The following is a 16,929-nucleotide window of genomic DNA, read 5'->3' on the forward strand; positions in this document are numbered from 1 at the left end:
GAGGCGGACGGCGTTGGGGGAGTGGTGGGGGTCGACCGTGAACGCGGTGGCCGGTACGACCCCGATGCCGTGCCGTGCGGCTGCCGCGACGAAGGTGTCCGCGCGCCACGGGCGGGGCAGTTGCCACCAGCAGTGGAAGGAGCGGGGGTCGCTCCGGACGGTGAACCCGGCGAGTTGCCGGGCCGCGATTCCCTGTCGTACCGCCGCTTCCCGCTGTTTGGCCGCCACCAGCGTCTTCACCGTGCCGTCCTGCTGCCAGCGGTGGGCCACCTCCAGGGCGAACCGGCCCGGGGTGCAGCCGCCGGAGCGCAGGGCGGCGACGATCCCGCCCGTCAGGGCGTCGGGTGCCACCGCGAACCCGAGGGTCAGGCCGGGGGCGACGCGCTTGGACAGGCTGTCGATCAGGACCGTCCGCTCGGGGGCGTAGGCGGCGAGGGGCGGCAGTTCGTCGCGGAGGAAGGCCCAGATGGTGTCCTCGATCGCGGGGATGCCCAGGCTGAGAAGTGTCTCGGCCAGGCGCTCGACGCGCTCGGCGGGCATGGTGAGCGACAGCGGGTTGTGCAGCCTCGGCTGGACGTAGACGGCGTGCAGGGGGGTGGTGGCGTGCGCCTCTTTCACGGCCTCCGGGACGAGTCCCGCGTCGTCCATGGCCAGTGGGACCAGGGTGATGCCGAGGCGGGCGGCGACGGCCTTGACGACGGGGTAGGTCAGTTCCTCGACGCCGAGTCGGGCACCCGGTGGTACGAGCGCGGTGACGGTGGCCGCGATCGCCTGCCGTCCGTTGCCCGCGAAGAGGATCCGCGCCGGGTCGGGGCGCCAGTCGCCGCGGGCGAGCGTGTCGGCGGCGGACTCCCGGGCGGCCGGGAAGCCGGACGTGCCGACCGGCCGTAGGGCGGAGCCGAGGACGTCGGGCCGTAGGAGACTGCCCAGGCCCTCGGCGAGGAGCGCGTTCTGCTCGGGGACGACCGGGTAGTTGAGCTCCAGGTCGACGCGGCGGCCGTCGGCGGGTTCGGTGAGCGCGGGGGCGGAGCCGGCGGGGTCGGCGGACAGCGCGCGGACGAAGGTGCCGCGGCCGACCTCGCCCACCGTCAGGCCACGGCGGGCCAGTTCCCGGTACACGCGGGTGGCGGTGGAGTTGGCGATGCCGTGACGCCGGGCGAACTCGCGCTGCGGGGGGAGCCGGTCACCGGGGCGGAGGGCACCGGACCTGATCTCCCCGGCCACGGTGTCGGCGACGGTCTGATAGTCCCGCACGGCTCTCCCGCCCTTGTCGCTGTCTCGGCCTTCTCGATCGGGCGTCGATTCAATCATTGAATTGCACCGAGTGCAATATAAACATTGCATTGAGGTGTGGGTCCGGAATACGCTCCGAGCGGCGGCCGAGGGCGCCAACGCACCGACAACACAAGGGGTATTCATGGTCGAACCGAGCGGCATACTCGGCGTGACGGCGGTGGCTCTGGGCATGGTGCTCACCCCCGGACCGAACATGATCTATCTCGTCTCCCGCAGCATCACCCAGGGCAGGCGCGCCGGGATGGTCTCCCTCGGCGGGGTGGCGCTCGGCTTCATGGTCTATCTGCTCGCCGCGAACCTGGGCCTGTCGGTGTTCTTCGTCGCCGTGCCCGAGCTGTACTTCGCGGTGAAGCTCGCGGGCGCCGGCTACCTCGCCTACCTGGCCTGGAACGCCCTGAAGCCGGGCGGTGTCTCCGTCTTCGCCCCGCAGGACGTACCGCACGACTCACCGCGCAAGCTGTTCACGATGGGCCTGATGACGAACCTGCTCAACCCGAAGATCGCCATCATGTACCTCTCGCTCATCCCCCAGTTCATCGATCTGGACAGGGGGCACGTCCTCCTCCAGGGCCTGGTCCTCGGCTCGGTCCAGATCGTGGTCAGCATCGGGGTCAACCTCGCCATCGTCCTGGCGGCGGGCGCGATCGCCGTCTTCCTCGAACGCCGCCCCTCCTGGCTCAAGGTGCAGCGCTACGCGATGGGTACGGTGCTGGGGACCCTCGCTGTCTCTCTCGCCGTCGACAACTCGGGTCCGGCCAGGGTGAGTTGACGATCCGTCATACGTCGACCGGCAGGGACGTGAGGCCGCGCGTCAACCGCGTGTGCCGCCACTCCAGTTGCTCCACGGGACGGGCCAGCCGTACGTCGGGGAAGCGGGCGAAGACGGCCCGGAGCGCCAGTTCGCCCTCCGCCCGGGCGAGCGGTGCGCCCAGGCAGCGGTGGATGCCGTGGCCGAACGCGAGGTGCCCGGTGGCACCGCGGTCGAGGTCGACGCGGTCGGGGTCGGGGAATCGCGCGGGGTCGCGGTTGGCGGCGCCGGGCGCGATGAGCACCGGAACGCCGGCGGGGATGTCGGTCCCGCCGAGCGTGAGCGCCTCGGTGCTGTAGCGGAACGTGGCGATGCCGACCGGCGAGTCGAAGCGCAGCAACTCCTCCAGCGCGGTGCCGAACAGCTCCGGCTCGGCCTTCAACCGGGCGAGGGATTTCGGGTGTTGGAGCAGTGCCAGGGCCGCGTTGCCGATGAAGTTGGTGGTGGTCTCATGGCCGGCCACGAGCAACACCACGGCGAGCGAGACGAGTTCGTCCTCGGTGAGTCGGTCCTGGCCGTCGCGTACCGCGATGAGATCGTCGAGCAGACTCTCGCCGGGGGAGGCGCGCCGGGCGGCGACGAGGTCGGTCATGTAGGTGCCGACGGCCTGCGAGGCGACGTCGATCCGCCGTGGATCTCCCGCGGCGAACAGCTCACCGGACCACGTGTGCACCTGCTTGCGGTCGGCCTCGGGCACCGCCAGCATCTCGCAGATGACCGTGACCGGCAGCGGCACCGCGAGGCCGGCGACGAGGTCCACCGGTCCGTGTTCCGGCCAGGCGTCGAGCAGTTCGTCGACGAGGCCGGCGATGCAGGGGCGCAGCCGTGCGACGGCTCCGGTGCTGAACGCCTTTGTCACCAGGGCCCGTAGCCGCGCGTGTTCCGGGGGATCGGTGGCCAGCATGTTCTGCGCGACCGCCGGATGGAGGTCGCGGTCGGACAGCCGGCCGGCGAAGAACCGCGCGGTGTTCTTGGAGAGCCGGGGGTCGGCGAACGCCTCCCGGGCCTCCGCGTAGCCCGTGACCAGATAGCTGAAGCGCCCTGCCGAACCGGTGAGCACCTTCTGCACCGGCGCCGAATTCCGCAGCCGGGCGTAGGTCGGGTAGGGGTCGGCGAAGAACCGGGGGTCCTGCAACGGGTCGGTCACGCTGGCGGGTCCGTTCCTGCGGGCGACAGTACGTCGGCGACGCTACCCGCGATTCGCTGCGCGCAGGAGCGGGTTCCGCCCAGGGCTCGCTCCGAGAACCGTGCCCATGTCGAGTCGCACGGTTGTCGGCGTTGTGCACTCTTTATCCCCCTCAGCATTAGGCAGTTGCACATGCTGAGGCTTCCTGCACGCGCCCATGTCGAGCATGGTTGTTCGAGCGACAACAAACGGAGGTCGTCGCAAACAGACCGGAAAGGCGTTCTGTGTCCCGTTCAGTCCTGATCACCGGCGGTAACCGCGGTATCGGCCTGGCTGTCGCACGTCGTATGGCAGCCGCCGGTGACCGTGTCGCGGTGACCTGTCGGACGGGAGAGCCGCCCGAGGGTCTGTTCGCGGTCCGGTGCGACGTCACCGACGCCGATCAGGTCGACATCGCCTTCGAGCACATCGAGGCGGAGCACGGTCCGGTCGAGGTCCTGGTGTCCAACGCGGGAATCGTCAAGGACCAGTTACTGCTGCGCATGTCCGAAGAGGATTTCACCACGGTCGTCGACACCAACCTGACCGGCGCCTTCCGCGTCGTCAGGCGAGCCACCCGGGGAATGCTCCGCGCCAGGAAGGGCCGTGTCGTGTTCATCTCCTCCGCCGTCGCCCTGCGGGGCGAGAGCGGGCAGGCCAACTACGCGGCCTCCAAAGCGGGGTTGATCGGATTCGCCCGCTCGATGGCCAGGGAACTCGGCGCTCGCGGGGTCACCTTCAATGTGGTCGCACCCGGTCTCACCGAGACCGCCATGAGCGAGAACCTCATGGAGGAGCAGCTCGCGCACCTGACCGGCCAGATCCCTCTGGGCCGTCTCGCCAGGCCCGAAGAGGTCGCCGCGGCCGTCGCGTTCCTGGCCTCCGACGACGCCGGCTACATCACCGGTGCCGTCGTGCCGGTCGACGGGGGAGCCGGGATGGGGAACTAGCGCCGAATTCCCCAGCGGGCGGGCCGGACATGTGTCAAGTGCTCTCCGTCTGTTCTTTCTTCACCCACCGCCAAGGAGTTTTGCGTATGCGCGGTCCGACTGCGCCGAATATGTATCAGTTAACCATTGACGATTTCACCGACGAGGACGTTGCTGAATTCCACCGTCTGATGAGCGAGTTGCTCACCAAGTGCGCATCGGTGGGACAGCAGCACGCACCGGAAGGAACATGGGTTCCGTCCACTGCCGGTCTCTTCGAGCAGATGGCCGAGTCCATGCAGCTGGTCTCCGAGGTCTCGCGCGCGCTCAACGACACACGATCCGGCATCCGTCGGGTCGGCGGCAGAGCGCGCCAGCGACTGTACGAGCGGGCCGGCAGCAGTCACGAGGGCCCCGCAGAACTGGCCTGAGCGACATCACCATCACAGACCACTCTCGGAAATGCTCCGGCTTTCTCACACGAAGCCCGGACGCCACCGAGAGCGAGAGACCCGGGCGGGGGTCGGCCGGCAACAGGGGAGCCTACCGGCCACCGCCCGGTTTACCGCCCCGTCCCCAAAGGGGGGCGGGTGCACGGCAGTCAGGCCTTGTCGTAGGGGCCGAGGACGTGCGGGCCGCCGTTCTCCGCGCGGTGCAGGAAGAGGCCCTCGACCCAGTGGAACCGGTCGGTCGACGGCAGCGCGCGGGCCACCCGGGAGTAGGGCGGGATGCGGTAGGACCGGTCCGCCGGCCAGGTCAGCTGCAGTGCTCCGGACGAGACGGACAGCAGCGGCAGACGAGCCCGTCGTACACGGGGAGAACCTTGAGGGCCGCGAGCGTGAAGGCCTTGTTCCTACGGGAGTTGAACTGCTCGACCGTCGGCCGCGCACCGCGCACCGCGCTCCTGCGCCTGTTCCGCCGCCCGCCGCCAGGAGCAGCCGCCGTCGGCCCGGTGTCGGGCAGCGTCAGCATCTCGGCGGAGCGGTCGGCGATGCCCCGTACGGCCAGGGAGCGTAGCGACCACGCCACCGGCGCACCACGAACCCGGCGGAGTCCGTCGCCGTCACAGCAAGTCGATCAGCCCCGCCGTGAACTCGGACGTGGTCGCCGTCCCGCCGAGGTCCGGGGTGCGCAGCCGGGTCGTGGACAGGAGGACGGCGATCGCGTCGGTGACGGTTCCGGCCGCCTCGGGGTGGCCGAGGTGGTCCAGCATCATCGCGGCCGACCAGATCGCGCCGAGCGGATTGGCCGTGCCGCGCCCGGCGATGTCGGGGGCCGAGCCGTGCACCGGCTCGAACATGGAGGGGAAGTCCCGTTCGGGGTTGAGGTTGGCCGCGGGCGCGATGCCGATGCTGCCCGCGATCGCCGCCGCCAGGTCGCTGAGGATGTCGCCGAACAGGTTGGAGGCGACGACGACGTCGAAACGGCCCGGGTCCAGCACGAACTTCGCGGCCAGCGCGTCGATGTGCTCCTGGTCCCACTCCACCCCCGGGTGCAGGGCGGCGCGTTCGGCGACGAGCTCGTCCCAGAAGGGCATCGTGTGCACGATCCCGTTGGACTTCGTCGCCGACGTCAGCCGGCCGGACCGGCCGGCGGCCAGCTCGAACGCGTGGTCCACGATCCGGGTCACGCCCTTGCGCGTGAACACCGCCTCCTGCACGGCCGTCTCCTCCGGCAGCCCCCGGTACAGCCGCCCGCCGATCTCGCCGTACTCGCCCTCGACGTTCTCCCGTACGACGACGAAGTCCACCTCACCCGGCCGGGCCTCGCGCAGCGGGCTGGGCACGCCGTCGAAGACGCGGATCGGCCGCAGGTTCACGTACTGCTGGAAGCCGCGCCTGATGGGGATCAGCAGCCCCCACAGCGAGACATGGTCCGGAACCCCGGGGTAGCCGACCGCCCCGAGCAGGATCGCGTCGTGCCCGTGGATCTGGTCCAGGCCGTCGGACGGCATCATCGAACCCTCCGCGAGGAAACGCTCGCAGGACCAGTCGAAGGTGTCGTAGGAGAGCGCGATGCCGTGGCGGGCGGTGACGGCGTCCAGCACCCGGCGGGCCGCGGGGACGACCTCGGTGCCGATGCCGTCGCCGGGGATCAGGGCGATGCGGTGCTTCTTCAGGGGAGACATGGAAGCGATTGCAGCAACGGTCCGCCGGGCGCGTCCAAGACCGACTGCCCATGTGCCTTATAGGCAGTGCTTATAGGCAGTGCTTATGAGCGGTGTCTACGACGCCGGTTCTACGGCGGTGTCGGCGTCCTCCGTCAGCGCCGCGCGCAGGAACGCCTCCGCCGCCGGAGTCGTCGCGCCGTGCCGGGCGACCAGCGTCACCCGCAGGCTGGTACGCGGCTCCAGGTCCAGCACCCGGACGCCCGCCTGCCGGGCCAACTCCCGCCAGGCGTCGGTGACTACGGCCAGGCCCGCGCCCGCCAGCACCAGCGGCAGGATCGCCACCCGGTGCTCGGTCTCGACGGCGAGGGTCACCTTCACGCCCTCGGCGATCAGGTCGTCGACGTACCGGCGCATCCCGGTGCCCTGCTGCCCGACGATGAGCCGTTGCCCGGCGAGGCTCTTCCGGTCCACCACGGTCGTGTCCGGGGCGAAGGGGCCGTCCGGGGGTGCGAGCAGCACGAACCGCTGCTCCGGGAGGGGGTGGGTGCGGACCTCCGTGTCCGGGGGCGCAGCGGGGGAGGCCAGCAGCCCAAGCTCCGTCACGCCCGTGCGCACCATCTCGGTCACGTCCCGGGGCGTGAACGCGGCCCTTACGGTCACCGACACATCCGGATGGGCCCGGTGGAAGCGGCTGATCATCCCGGTGAGCGGGGCGACGGCCTGGGAGGGCATGGCCGCGATCTCCACCCGGCCGGTGCGCAGCCCGTGCACCGACTCCACGCTGGCGCGCGCGAGTTCGAGGCCGCGGACGGCGGTCCGAGCGGGCTCGATGAGCGCCGTACCGGCCTCGGTGAGGACGACCCGGCGGCCGATCCGGTGGAACAACTCGCTGCCCAGGTCCCGTTCCAGGGTCCGGATCGCCTGGGAGAGCGAGGGCTGGGAGAGATAGAGCGCGGTCGCCGCACGGTTGAAGCCGCCGTGGTCGACCACCGCGAGGAAGTACTCCAGCTGCCGGACGTCCATGGTGCCGCCTTCCCGTGCCCGCTCCTGTCCGCCGATAGGCCACGCCTATATGCATTGTCGGCCACGGGTCTTGGACGGGCTCGCCCGGCCCTGCTGGGATCGGACCATGAAGAGGACCGTGAGGAATGTGCTGCCCGCCTCGTTCGCCCGGCACACCGTCGACGCGGACGGCGTCCACATCAACGTGCGTACGGCAGGGCAGGGGCCGCCGGTCCTGCTGCTGCACGGCTACCCGCAGACCCACGCCATCTGGCACCACATCGCCCCGCGCCTGGCCGAGACCCACACGGTCGTCCTCACCGACCTGCGCGGCTACGGCGACAGCGACAAACCGCCGTCCGACGCCGGGCACACCCCGTACGCCAAACGGGCCATGGCTCGCGATCAACTGCTCGTCATGCGGGAGCTGGGCTTCGAGCGCTTCGCGGTGGTCGGCCACGACCGGGGCGGCCGGGTCGCCCACCGCCTCGCGCTCGACCATCCCCGGGCGGTCTCCGCCCTCGCGGTCCTGGACATCGTGCCGACGCTCCACGCCTACCGGCACGCCGACGCCGACTTCGGGCGCGGCTACTACCACTGGTTCTTCCTGACCGCCGGCAACGGCATCCCCGAGCAACTGATCGGCGGCGACCCCGAGTTCTGGATCCGGGCCCGCATGGGCGCCCGGCACCACGGCGGCACCCCCTTCGACCCGGATGCCCAGGCCGAGTACGTGCGCTGCTTCTCCGACCCGGCCGCGATCCACGCCTCCTGCGAGGACTACCGCGCGGCCGGCTCGATCGACCTAGTCCACGACGAAGAGGACGCGACAGCAGGCCGCCGCCTCACCCAGCCGCTGCTCGCGCTCTGGGGCGAGCACAGCTTCGTAGGCCGCCACTACGACGTCCCGGCCGTCTGGTCCGACTACGCCGACGACATCACCGGCACCGCCCTGCCCTGCGACCACTACGTCCCCGAGGAGGCCCCGGAGGAGACCCTCGGCCACCTCCGGGGCTTCCTCGCGGCTCACAACTCGCCCTGATTCCAGGGTTGTTGGGCCAGGGCGGCCTGGACGAGGTCGAGCATCCTGGACTGTTCGGCCGGCGCTTTGGCTCGTCGGGTTGTCTTGTGGCTGCCGCTGCAGCAGTCGGCGACCACGTTTCCGAGGAGGCCCCGGAGGAGACCCTCGGTCACCTCCGGAGCTTCCTCGCGGCTCACAACTCGCCCTGACTCCAGGGCTGTTGGGCCAGGGCGGCCTGGACGAGGTCGAGCATCCTGGACTGTTCGGCCAGTGCCTTTACTCGGCCGGTCGTCTCGTGGCCGCCGCTGTACCAGTCGACCACCACGTCCCCGCCGGCCGCGCGGAGCGCCTCCTCGTAGTGGCGGACCTGCTTGGGCGGGGTGCGGGTGTCGTGCGTGGCCTGGTTGATCCAGACCGGGGCGACGACATCGGCCACGTAGGTGATGGGGGAGGCCCGTACGAAACGGTCCAGGCCGTCCTCCGGCTGCGCGCCGAAGAAGGACGACCAGGCCGCGCGCAGCGCCGGGTTCATGTCCTCGTAGCCCGTCAGCCAGTCCGCCATCGGTACGTGCGCCAGCCCGCCGGCGAAGAGTCCGGGCAGCCGTCCCATGGACAGGAGCGTCAGGAAACCGCCGTAGGACGCGCCCGTGACGAAGATCTTGCCGGGGGCCGCGACGCCCTCGGTGATCAGCCAACGGACCGCCGCCTCGATGTCCTCCAGTTCGCGGTCGCCGATCGCCGGCATGAAGCCCTCGCGGAAGCGGCGCCCGAAGGTGACCGAACCCCGGTAGTTCAGCGAGGCGTAGGCCACGCCGTTGTCCAGCCAGGCCTGGGCGGCGGGGTCGTAGCTGTCGACCGACACCATGTTGGGGCCGCCGTGGAGGTGGAGGATCAGGGGGCCGGGACCCGTGGTCCGGCGGGGTCGGGCCCACCACAGTTGGACGTAGGTGCCGTCCGTCGAGCGGACCTGGTTCGATGTGAACGGCACGCCGTCCAGGTCGAGTTGGGGGAAGAGCACGGGGGCGGGCGCCGAGTCCGGGCCGGTGGCGTGCAGCACGCGCAGCGGGGAGTCGGAGCGCTGGTGCAGGAGGCGCACGGTGCTGCCGGGGCCGTAGTGCGAGGCCCACAGGTGGAGGTGGGCGTTCGCCACGTCCGGCTCGAAGTACGCGCCCGGCGGATGGTCGAGCGGCCGGAGCGTGCCGGACTCCAGGTCGGCCTCCATGACCCGGTGGATCCCGGCGTCCACGTGCACGGCCAGGATCCGGGTCGCGTCGTCGGACCAGTCCAACGGGACCAGGTCGCCCTGGAGTTGAGGGGCGTCGATGTCGATGCGGGTGCCGTGGGTCGGATGCCAGACGCAGGGGCGGGCGAAGCCGGTGCGTTCGGTGGCGACGAGTATCCGGTCGTCGCCAGGGACGGGGGAGTACCGCACTCCGCGCACCGGTGCGTCCGGACCGTCGGAGAGGCGGTCCAGCACCTCTCCCGTGGCGGTGTCGACGACCGTGACCGCGAATCTGCGGACGCCCGGATTGTGGTCGGTGGTGTCGACGGAAGCGCGCGTGCCGTCCGTCGACACCAGGCCGTTCCACGCCTCGTGCGGCGACCGGAACAGCAGCTCGGGTTCGGCGGAACCGTCCGTGCTCAGCAGCCACAGACTGAAACCGTCCTCCGCCGCGCACGTGATCACGGCCCGGTCCGCCCGTCCCGCCACGTCGATGCCGCGCAGGATGTACGGCGGCAGATCTGGGGTGAGATCGCGACTGTCGTCGGCATCCAATCCCGTCGCGTGCACATGGCCGACCTCGGAGCCGTTGTCGTCGTGCAGCGCCAGGATCTGCTCGCCGTCCGAGGTGAGAACGGCCTGCACGAGGTCGCCCGAGGTCACCTCCGCCAGGGGCCGGACCGTGCCGTGCCCCGCCTCCCACAACGACAGCCGGGGACCGTCCTCGCTCTCCACGACGATCAGGGACCGGTCGCCCGGACCGCGCCCCCGCCGTACGGCATGGGGTCGTTCGGCGGTGAAGAACCGCTGCCAGTCGCTGCTCATGGTGTGGTGACCTCCTCGGGTCGGTGCGGGGTTGCCGGGGGCGGGTCGTCGGGGAAATGACAGGCGGTCAGCAGGTCGTCGCCCTGCTCCACGAGCGCGGGCGCGACCTCGGCGCACACGTCCTGCGCCTTCCAGCAGCGGGTACGGAACCGGCAGCCGGACGGCGGAGCCAGCGGGCTGGGCAGATCGCCGTCCAGGACGATCCGCCGCCGCGCCCGCTGCAGGCGCGGATCGGGGATGGGTACGGCGGACAGCAGGGCCTGGGTGTACGGGTGGCGCGGCCGGGTGAACAGCGCGTCCACGGGCCCCTGTTCGACGATCCGCCCGAGGTACATGACCGCGACCCGGTCGCTGATCTGCCGCACCACCGACAGGTCGTGGGCGACGAACAGATAGGTCAGGCCCAGCTCCTGCTGAAGATCCTCCAGCAGGTTGATCACCCCGGCCTGCACGCTGACGTCCAGCGCGCTGACCGGTTCGTCGAGGACCAGCACCTCCGGTTCCACGGCGAGCGCGCGGGCGATGCCGATCCGCTGCCGCTGGCCGCCGGAGAACTGGTGCGGATGCCGGTGGGCATGCCCGGGGTCCAGACCCACCAACTCCAGGAGTTCCCGCACCCGTTCGCTCTCCCGGCCCCGGTGCAGACCGTGGATCCGCAGCGGCTCGGCGAGCGCCGCGTGCACGGTGAGCTTCGGGTTGAGGGAGGCGTACGGGTCCTGGAACACGAACTGGATCCGACGGCGTACGGCGGCCAGCTCCCGTCGACCGGCCGCCGTCACGTCCGTGCCGAACAGCATGATCCGCCCGGCCGCCGGGTCGGTCAGCCGGACCAGACAGCGGCCCAGGGTGCTCTTGCCGCAGCCGGTCTCGCCGACCAGGCCCAGGGTGGTGCCGCGCGGGATGACCAGGTCGACTCCGGAGACGGCCCGGACGGTCTGGGCGTGCCGTCCGCGCCGGCCGGTGGTGTACTCGGCGACCAGCCCCTCGACGGTCAGTGCCGGTGCGGTCATGACGTCACGCTCGCGATCTCGTGCGCCCGCACACAGGCGGCCGTGTGGCCCTCGCCGACCGGGACGGGCGGGGGGCTCTCGGCGCACCGTTCGTCGGCGTGCGGGCAGCGGTTCTGGAAGGGACAGCCGGGAGGCCGCTCGTTCGGCGAGGGCAACTGCCCGGCGATCTGGGCCAGTCGCCGGGTGCTGCGGTCGATCCTCGGCAGCGCGGCGAGCAGACCGCGCGTGTAGGGGTGGGCGGGCTGGTAGAAGAGGGGCTCGACCGGGGCCTCCTCCATCTTCCGCCCGCAGTACAGGACCAGGACGCGGTCCGCGAGACCGGCCACCACACCCAGGTCGTGGGTGATCAGCAGGATCGCGGACTTCGTACGCTCCTGGACGCGCGCCAGGACATCGAGGACCTGCGCCTGCACGGTCACGTCGAGCGCGGTGGTCGGCTCGTCGGCGATGAGGACGTCCGGCTCGTTGGCGATCCCGGTGGCGATCATCACGCGCTGGCGCATGCCGCCCGACAGCTCGTGCGGGTACTGGCCGGCGCGGGTCCGGGCGTCGGGGATGCCGACCAGGTCCAGGAGGTCTACGGCCCGTTCCCGCAGGGCGGCGCGGGAGACCGACGGGTCGTGCACGCTCACCGCCTCGGCGAGCTGGGCGCCCACCGTCATCATCGGGTTCAGCGCGGCCAGCGCGTCCTGGAACACCATGGCGATGCGCCGGCCGCGTACGGCACGCAGCTCCCGGTCGGACAGGTCCAGCAGCTCCCGGCCGCGGAACCGCACCGAGCCCGAGGCCGTGGCGTTGCGCGGCAGCAGCCCCATCACCGCCAGGGAGGCGGCGCTCTTCCCGGAGCCGGACTCGCCGACGATGGACAGCGTCTCCCCGGCGTGCAGGTCGAAGGAGAGCCGGTCGAGGGCGGCCACGGGACCGGCGTCCGTGCGGTAGGTGACGCTCAACTCGCGGACCGACAGCAGCGGGGCCGCCGTAGCGCCGGTGTCTTCGGTGACGGTTCCCATCACTGCCTGCCTTGGGGGTCGAGCGCGTCGCGCAGCCCGTCGCCGAGGAAGTTCACGGCGAGCACGGTGACGAGGATCGCCAGACCGGGGACGTAGAGGAGATAGGCCTGTGAGGTGCCGATCAGCCCGGTGGCCTGGGTGAGCATGTTGCCCCAGCTCGACTTGGGCGGCTGGACGCCGTAGCCGAGGAAGCTGACGGTGGATTCGAGGATGATCGCCGTGGCCACCGACAGGGACACGTTGACCACGATCAGGCCCGTCAGATTGGGCAGCAGATGCCGTACGACGATCCGCGGGCCGGAGGCGCCGATGACCCGGGCCGCCTCCACGAACTCCTGGTGACGCAGCTGGATCACCCGGGACCGGACGACCCGGGCGATCAGGGTCCAGCCCAGGCTGCTCAGCACCACGACGATGGTCAGCGGCGAGGGGCCGAGCCCTTGCAGGGACACCGCGAGGACGGCGACCGGGGGCACGATCAGGAACAGGTCGGCCACCCGCATGATCACCTCGTCGGGCCAGCCGCCGAGATACCCGGCCACAGCGCCGGCCGCCGTGCCCACGAGGGTGGCCAGCAGGGCGACGCCGAGGCCGATCGCCAGGGAGAGCTGACCGGCGTAGAGCATCTCGCTGAGGTAGTCGCGGCCCAGGGAGTCGGTGCCCAACCAGTGGGTGCCGGACGGCGGTTGGGAGGCCGCGAGGAGGTCCTGGGCGTTGCGCGGGTAGGGCGCGATCCAGCCGGCGCCGAAGCAGCAGACCGCCAGCAGGAGCAACAGGACCAGTGAGGCGACCGCTAGGCGGTGGCGCAGGAAGCGGGACAGGACGACACGGGCGGTGCCCGGGTCGCCGGAGACGACGGGCGGCGGGGGCGCCGGGAGCACGGTGGGCTGGGTCATCGCAGGGCCACCCGGGGATCGAGGAGGGCGTAGGACAGGTCGGCCAGCAGGTTGAAGAGGATGACGGCGACGGCCACCACGAGCATCCAGGGCAGCAGGACGAAGACGTCCCCGGTCTCCAGCGAGGCGAGGAACAGCTTGCCCATGCCGGGGATCGAGAAGATCTGCTCGGTCACCACGAGCCCGCCGACCAGGGCGGCGGCGTCCATGGCGACGACGGTGACGAAGGGCGCGAGCGCGTTGCGCAGGGCGTGCCGCAGCAGGATGCGGTGGCGGGGGACGCCCTTGGCGCGGGCGGTGCGGACGTAGTCGCTGGACAGCGCCTCCAGGAGGGTGGCGCGGCCGAACCGGGACCAGGACGCGACCAGCCCGACGGTGAGCGTGATCACGGGCAGTACGAGATGGCGCAGATAGTCGAGGTCGAGTCCGCTGTGGCCGACCGAGTGCAGGCCCACGAAGTACAACGGCGGGTCCGGCAGCCCGAACTGCTGCTTGGGCCAGACCGCGAGCACCTGGATAAGGACCAGGCCGAACCAGAACGCCGGCATGGCGACACCGAGGTAGGACAGACCCGTCAGGACGTGGTCGCCGACGGTGTACTGGCGGGCCGCCGAGTACAGCCCGATCGCCAGCGCCAGGACGACGGCGAGGGCGACGCCCCACAGGATCAGCTGGAGCGTGGTGCCGAGGGCGTCGCCGACCATCGGCAGCACGGCACCGCCGGTGCGGGTGCTGATGCCCCAGTCGCCCTGGACGAAGCCCTTGACCCACAGCAGGTACTGCTCGGGCAGACTGCGGTCGAGCCCGAGGCGGACCGTCTCCCGGTGCAGTGCCGTGGGGTCGACCGACTGACGCAGTTTCGCCAGCGGGTCGAAGGTCGCCCGCACCGCCCAGAAGAGGACGAACGAGGCGACACACACCACGGGCACGGAGGCCAGCAGACGGCGCAGGGCGTATCGGGTCATGGCAGGCCCCTGCGGGGTGGGCGGACCGGTGTCATTTCGTCAGGCCCCATTCCGCGAGGTTCCACCAGGGGCCCTCCACCGGGTTGATGGAGAGCGGCCCGCCGACGCGCGCGCCGGTGACCAGGATGTTCGGCACGGCGGCCAGCGGCAGTGAGGGCACGTCGTCGGCGATGAGTCTCTCCGCCTTGTGCGACTCGGCGACCCGGGCGCTCTCGTCGAGTTCGGTGTCCACCCGTTCCAGGACCGGGTCCAGGCCCGAGACGCGGATGCGCATGAAGTTGATGCCGGACTGGTCGTTGGCCGCGCTCGGGATGGCCGTGCTGCTGAACGTGGCGGACAGGGTGGGGTTGGGGAAGGAGTCGGTGAGGTTCCACAGGCCCAGCTGGAAGTCGCCGGCGGGGGCGAGTTTGCCGAAGATGTTCGCGGGCGTGGAGTTCTTGATCGTCACCCGGAACCCGGCCTTGCCGAGCTGCGCCTGGAGGATCTGCTCGGTCAGCTCACGGCTCTGGTTGCCGGCGAGGGAGGTGACGGTGAACGCGGCCTCCTTGCCGTTCTTCGCCCAGTACCCGCCGCCGTTCTTCGTCCAGCCGTCCGCCTTCATCAGCTGTGCGGCCTTGGCCGCGTCGGGCTGGTATCCGGAGAAGTCGTCGGCGGCGTAGCGGGAGAGCAGCGGCGACAGGAAGCTCTGCGCGGGAGCGGTGAGGCCGTAGGAGCCGAACAGGCGCTTGACGATGGCCGCGCGGTCGACGGAGTAGGCGAAGGCCTTGCGGACGGCGGCCGAGTCGAAGGGGAACTTCGCGTTGTTGAGCCAGAGGGCCTGGAGGTTGCCGGTCTGTGACTGGACCTGCATGTGGGCCGCGCTGCCCAGGGTCTTGATCTGGTCGACGGTGGTGAGCTGCGGGGTGGGGTAGAGGGCGTCGAAGGTGCCGCCGGCGAAGGCCTGGATCGCGGCCGAGGTGTCCGAGGCGAACTGGAAGGTGACCTTGTCCAGGTGCGGTTTGGGGCCCCAGTAGCGGGAGTTGGGGACGAGGGTGACGGAGACGCCCTTCTTCCAGGACGCGATCTTCCAGGGGCCGCCGCTGAAGGAGTAGCCGTCCTTCATGACGGCGTCGCGGTCCTTGCCCTGGAGGAGATGAGAGGGCAGGACCCCGTAGCCGGCGCCGAAGAGCTGCTTCCAGTTGCCGTAGGGGGACTTGAGGGTGACGACGGCGGTGGTCGGGTCGGGGGTGTCGATCGACGTGATGCGGTCGTAGCCGCTCTTGTCGAAGATCGCCTTGCCGTCGCGGACCTGGAGGGCGGTGTACTTCAGGTCGGCGGAGGTGATCGGCTTTCCGTCGGACCAGACGGCCTTCGGGTTGAGCCGGTAGGTGATCTGCTGCTGGTTCCCGACCAGTTTCGTGGTCGGTTCGGAGGCCATGAGGTTCGAGGCGACCGGTGTCCAGTTTCCGCCCTTGAGGCGGACGTTGAACACTTGCGGGACGGTCTGGGTCTGCATCAGGTACGTGCCCCAGATGGAGGCGCCGCAGGTGCCGATCCAGTCGGCGCAGTCGGGCTCCTGCTCGGCTCCGATGACCAGGCTTCCACCCTGCCTGACCGGCAGGTTCGTGGCGGTGTCGGCCTGTGGAGTCGGGGCCCCGGAGGTGCATGCGGTGGCGGTCAGCGTCAGTGCGGCGAGGAGTGCGCCGGCCGCCGGGAGTCTGGCCGGGAACCGGCTCTGAACGGTCGCTGTGAGCGGTTGAGGCATGGCTGGAAACCTTCCGTGGCGAAGCCGTGGGCTCATCGTAGGGAGCTGCGCAAGACTTAGCAATGGACATAGGCTAGTAACTATGCGTTCGCATTGCCCAGGTCTGTGAATAACGTTTTGGTGCAGGCGATAGGGTCGCGACGGCGGCCCGTAAGCCGAGGGAAGGGACGAGGGACGAGCATGAGTGGTGCGCGCACGGGCGACGGCAAGGGTGCTGCGGCGGGCGACGGCAAGGACGCCGGGGCGGGCGGAACCGGAGGCCGGCGGCGGCTGGCGAGGGACACGCTCAGCCGGCGGGTGATCCTGGACGCGGCCGAGAAGGTCGCCACCCGGGACGGACTGGAGGCCTTCACCTTCCAGGCCCTAGCCAAGGAGCTGCACGCCCACCCGACCTCGCTCTACCGGCACTTCCGCGACAAGGACGAGCTGATCCTGGAGCTCATCGACGACCTCCGGGCCCGCTCCTACGGCGGCCAGCTCAAGGCCACCGACTCCTGGCGCGAGGACCTGCGGACGCAGGCCCGGCACATCCACGAGCACTACATGCGGTATCCCGTGTTCGCCTGGCAGATGGCGGCCCGCACGACCCGTCGGCCGACCGAGTTCGCCAATGTGGAGTTCGCCCTCGACTGCCTGCAGCGGGCGGGTCTTGACGACGAGGAGGCGGTGATGTTCGTCCGGGTCTTCGGGAACGTCATCCGCTCGCTGTCCGCCATGGAGGCCGGGCTCCAGGCCCTCGACGCCGACTCCCGCGACCGGGACACCCTGGCCTGGGAACTGGAGTACCGCCGCCTTCCGGCGGACACCTACCCGCGGATCGCCGGACTGACGGCCCCGCTGGCGGCGATCGGCGATCCCAAGATCTTCGACAACGCGATCGACATGCTGCTGGACTCGGTGGAGGCGCGGGTGCGGGTGCGGGTGCG

The 16,929-nt window shown here is 70.7% G+C and carries 17 protein-coding genes; 5 read left to right on the plus strand and 12 right to left on the minus strand.

Annotated elements, in window-relative coordinates; all coding sequences use genetic code 11:
• The coding region (locus tag JHN45_RS48100; RefSeq protein ID WP_201055752.1) for a PLP-dependent aminotransferase family protein at positions 1-1,254 on the minus strand (1,254 nt) is incomplete at its 3' end.
• A 163-nt stretch (positions 1,255-1,417) separates the two neighbouring features.
• Here JHN45_RS48100 and JHN45_RS48105 point away from each other — a divergent pair.
• Entirely contained in the window at positions 1,418-2,065 is a 648-nt protein-coding gene (locus JHN45_RS48105) for a LysE family translocator (protein WP_201055753.1), read from the plus strand.
• Positions 2,066-2,072: 7 nt separating this feature from the next.
• Here the strand turns inward: JHN45_RS48105 and JHN45_RS48110 are convergent, their stop codons facing one another.
• Positions 2,073-3,251: a cytochrome P450 gene (locus JHN45_RS48110; RefSeq protein WP_201055754.1), complete on the minus strand. Its 1,179-nt coding sequence runs from the start codon at positions 3,249-3,251 to the stop codon at positions 2,073-2,075.
• Positions 3,252-3,514: 263 nt separating this feature from the next.
• Here JHN45_RS48110 and fabG point away from each other — a divergent pair, with 263 nt between their 5' ends.
• The gene (gene fabG, locus JHN45_RS48115) at positions 3,515-4,219 is read left to right on the plus strand and encodes a 3-oxoacyl-ACP reductase FabG (protein WP_201055755.1); all 705 of its coding nucleotides are present in this window, start codon (positions 3,515-3,517) and stop codon (positions 4,217-4,219) included.
• An 86-nt stretch (positions 4,220-4,305) separates the two neighbouring features.
• Positions 4,306-4,629: a hypothetical protein gene (locus JHN45_RS48120; protein ID WP_236584916.1), complete on the plus strand. Its 324-nt coding sequence runs from the start codon at positions 4,306-4,308 to the stop codon at positions 4,627-4,629.
• A gap of 325 nt (positions 4,630-4,954) precedes the next feature.
• Here the strand turns inward: JHN45_RS48120 and JHN45_RS48125 are convergent, their stop codons facing one another.
• The 3 genes from JHN45_RS48125 to JHN45_RS48135 form a co-directional block, all read right to left on the minus strand.
• On the minus strand, positions 4,955-5,227 hold the full coding sequence (locus tag JHN45_RS48125) for a hypothetical protein (protein ID WP_201055756.1): 273 nt from the start codon (positions 5,225-5,227) through the stop codon (positions 4,955-4,957).
• A gap of 34 nt (positions 5,228-5,261) precedes the next feature.
• The gene (locus JHN45_RS48130) at positions 5,262-6,326 is read right to left on the minus strand and encodes a tartrate dehydrogenase (protein ID WP_234469861.1); all 1,065 of its coding nucleotides are present in this window, start codon (positions 6,324-6,326) and stop codon (positions 5,262-5,264) included.
• A gap of 96 nt (positions 6,327-6,422) precedes the next feature.
• Entirely contained in the window at positions 6,423-7,331 is a 909-nt protein-coding gene (locus tag JHN45_RS48135; RefSeq protein ID WP_201055758.1) for a LysR family transcriptional regulator, read from the minus strand.
• Positions 7,332-7,437: 106 nt separating this feature from the next.
• Between JHN45_RS48135 and JHN45_RS48140 the strand changes: the two genes are divergently transcribed.
• Positions 7,438-8,352 (plus strand): alpha/beta fold hydrolase, encoded by a 915-nt coding sequence (locus JHN45_RS48140; protein ID WP_236584917.1) that lies wholly within the window; start codon positions 7,438-7,440, stop codon positions 8,350-8,352.
• Here JHN45_RS48140 and JHN45_RS48145 read toward each other — a convergent pair.
• Genes JHN45_RS48145 through JHN45_RS48175 form a run of 7 tightly spaced genes read right to left on the minus strand, consistent with a single transcriptional unit; the run spans position 8,337 to position 16,003 of the window.
• Positions 8,337-8,504: a hypothetical protein gene (locus tag JHN45_RS48145; RefSeq protein WP_201055759.1), complete on the minus strand. Its 168-nt coding sequence runs from the start codon at positions 8,502-8,504 to the stop codon at positions 8,337-8,339. The two genes, JHN45_RS48140 and JHN45_RS48145, sit on opposite strands and share 16 nt — an antisense overlap.
• A 20-nt stretch (positions 8,505-8,524) precedes the next feature.
• Complete coding sequence (locus JHN45_RS48150; protein ID WP_201055761.1) at positions 8,525-10,378, minus strand: prolyl oligopeptidase family serine peptidase; 1,854 nt, start codon at positions 10,376-10,378, stop codon at positions 8,525-8,527.
• The gene (locus JHN45_RS48155; protein WP_201055763.1) at positions 10,375-11,388 is read right to left on the minus strand and encodes an ABC transporter ATP-binding protein; all 1,014 of its coding nucleotides are present in this window, start codon (positions 11,386-11,388) and stop codon (positions 10,375-10,377) included. The genes JHN45_RS48150 and JHN45_RS48155 overlap by 4 nt, the downstream gene beginning before the upstream one ends.
• Positions 11,385-12,398 (minus strand): ABC transporter ATP-binding protein, encoded by a 1,014-nt coding sequence (locus JHN45_RS48160; RefSeq protein WP_201055765.1) that lies wholly within the window; start codon positions 12,396-12,398, stop codon positions 11,385-11,387. The genes JHN45_RS48155 and JHN45_RS48160 overlap by 4 nt, the downstream gene beginning before the upstream one ends.
• Entirely contained in the window at positions 12,398-13,294 is an 897-nt protein-coding gene (locus tag JHN45_RS48165; protein ID WP_201055767.1) for an ABC transporter permease, read from the minus strand. Before JHN45_RS48165 ends, JHN45_RS48160 begins: the two co-directional genes overlap by 1 nt.
• A complete protein-coding gene (locus JHN45_RS48170) occupies positions 13,291-14,259 on the minus strand; it encodes an ABC transporter permease (protein ID WP_201055769.1) in 969 nt (322 codons plus the stop codon). The genes JHN45_RS48165 and JHN45_RS48170 overlap by 4 nt, the downstream gene beginning before the upstream one ends.
• 31 nt (positions 14,260-14,290) lie before the next feature.
• Entirely contained in the window at positions 14,291-16,003 is a 1,713-nt protein-coding gene (locus tag JHN45_RS48175; protein ID WP_201055772.1) for an ABC transporter substrate-binding protein, read from the minus strand.
• Positions 16,004-16,183: 180 nt separating this feature from the next.
• Here JHN45_RS48175 and JHN45_RS48180 point away from each other — a divergent pair.
• On the plus strand, positions 16,184-16,929 hold a 746-nt coding region (locus JHN45_RS48180), incomplete at its 3' end, for a TetR/AcrR family transcriptional regulator (protein WP_201055774.1).

This window comes from Streptomyces sp. MBT53 (assembly GCF_016654115.1).
GTDB lineage: Bacteria > Actinomycetota > Actinomycetes > Streptomycetales > Streptomycetaceae > Streptomyces.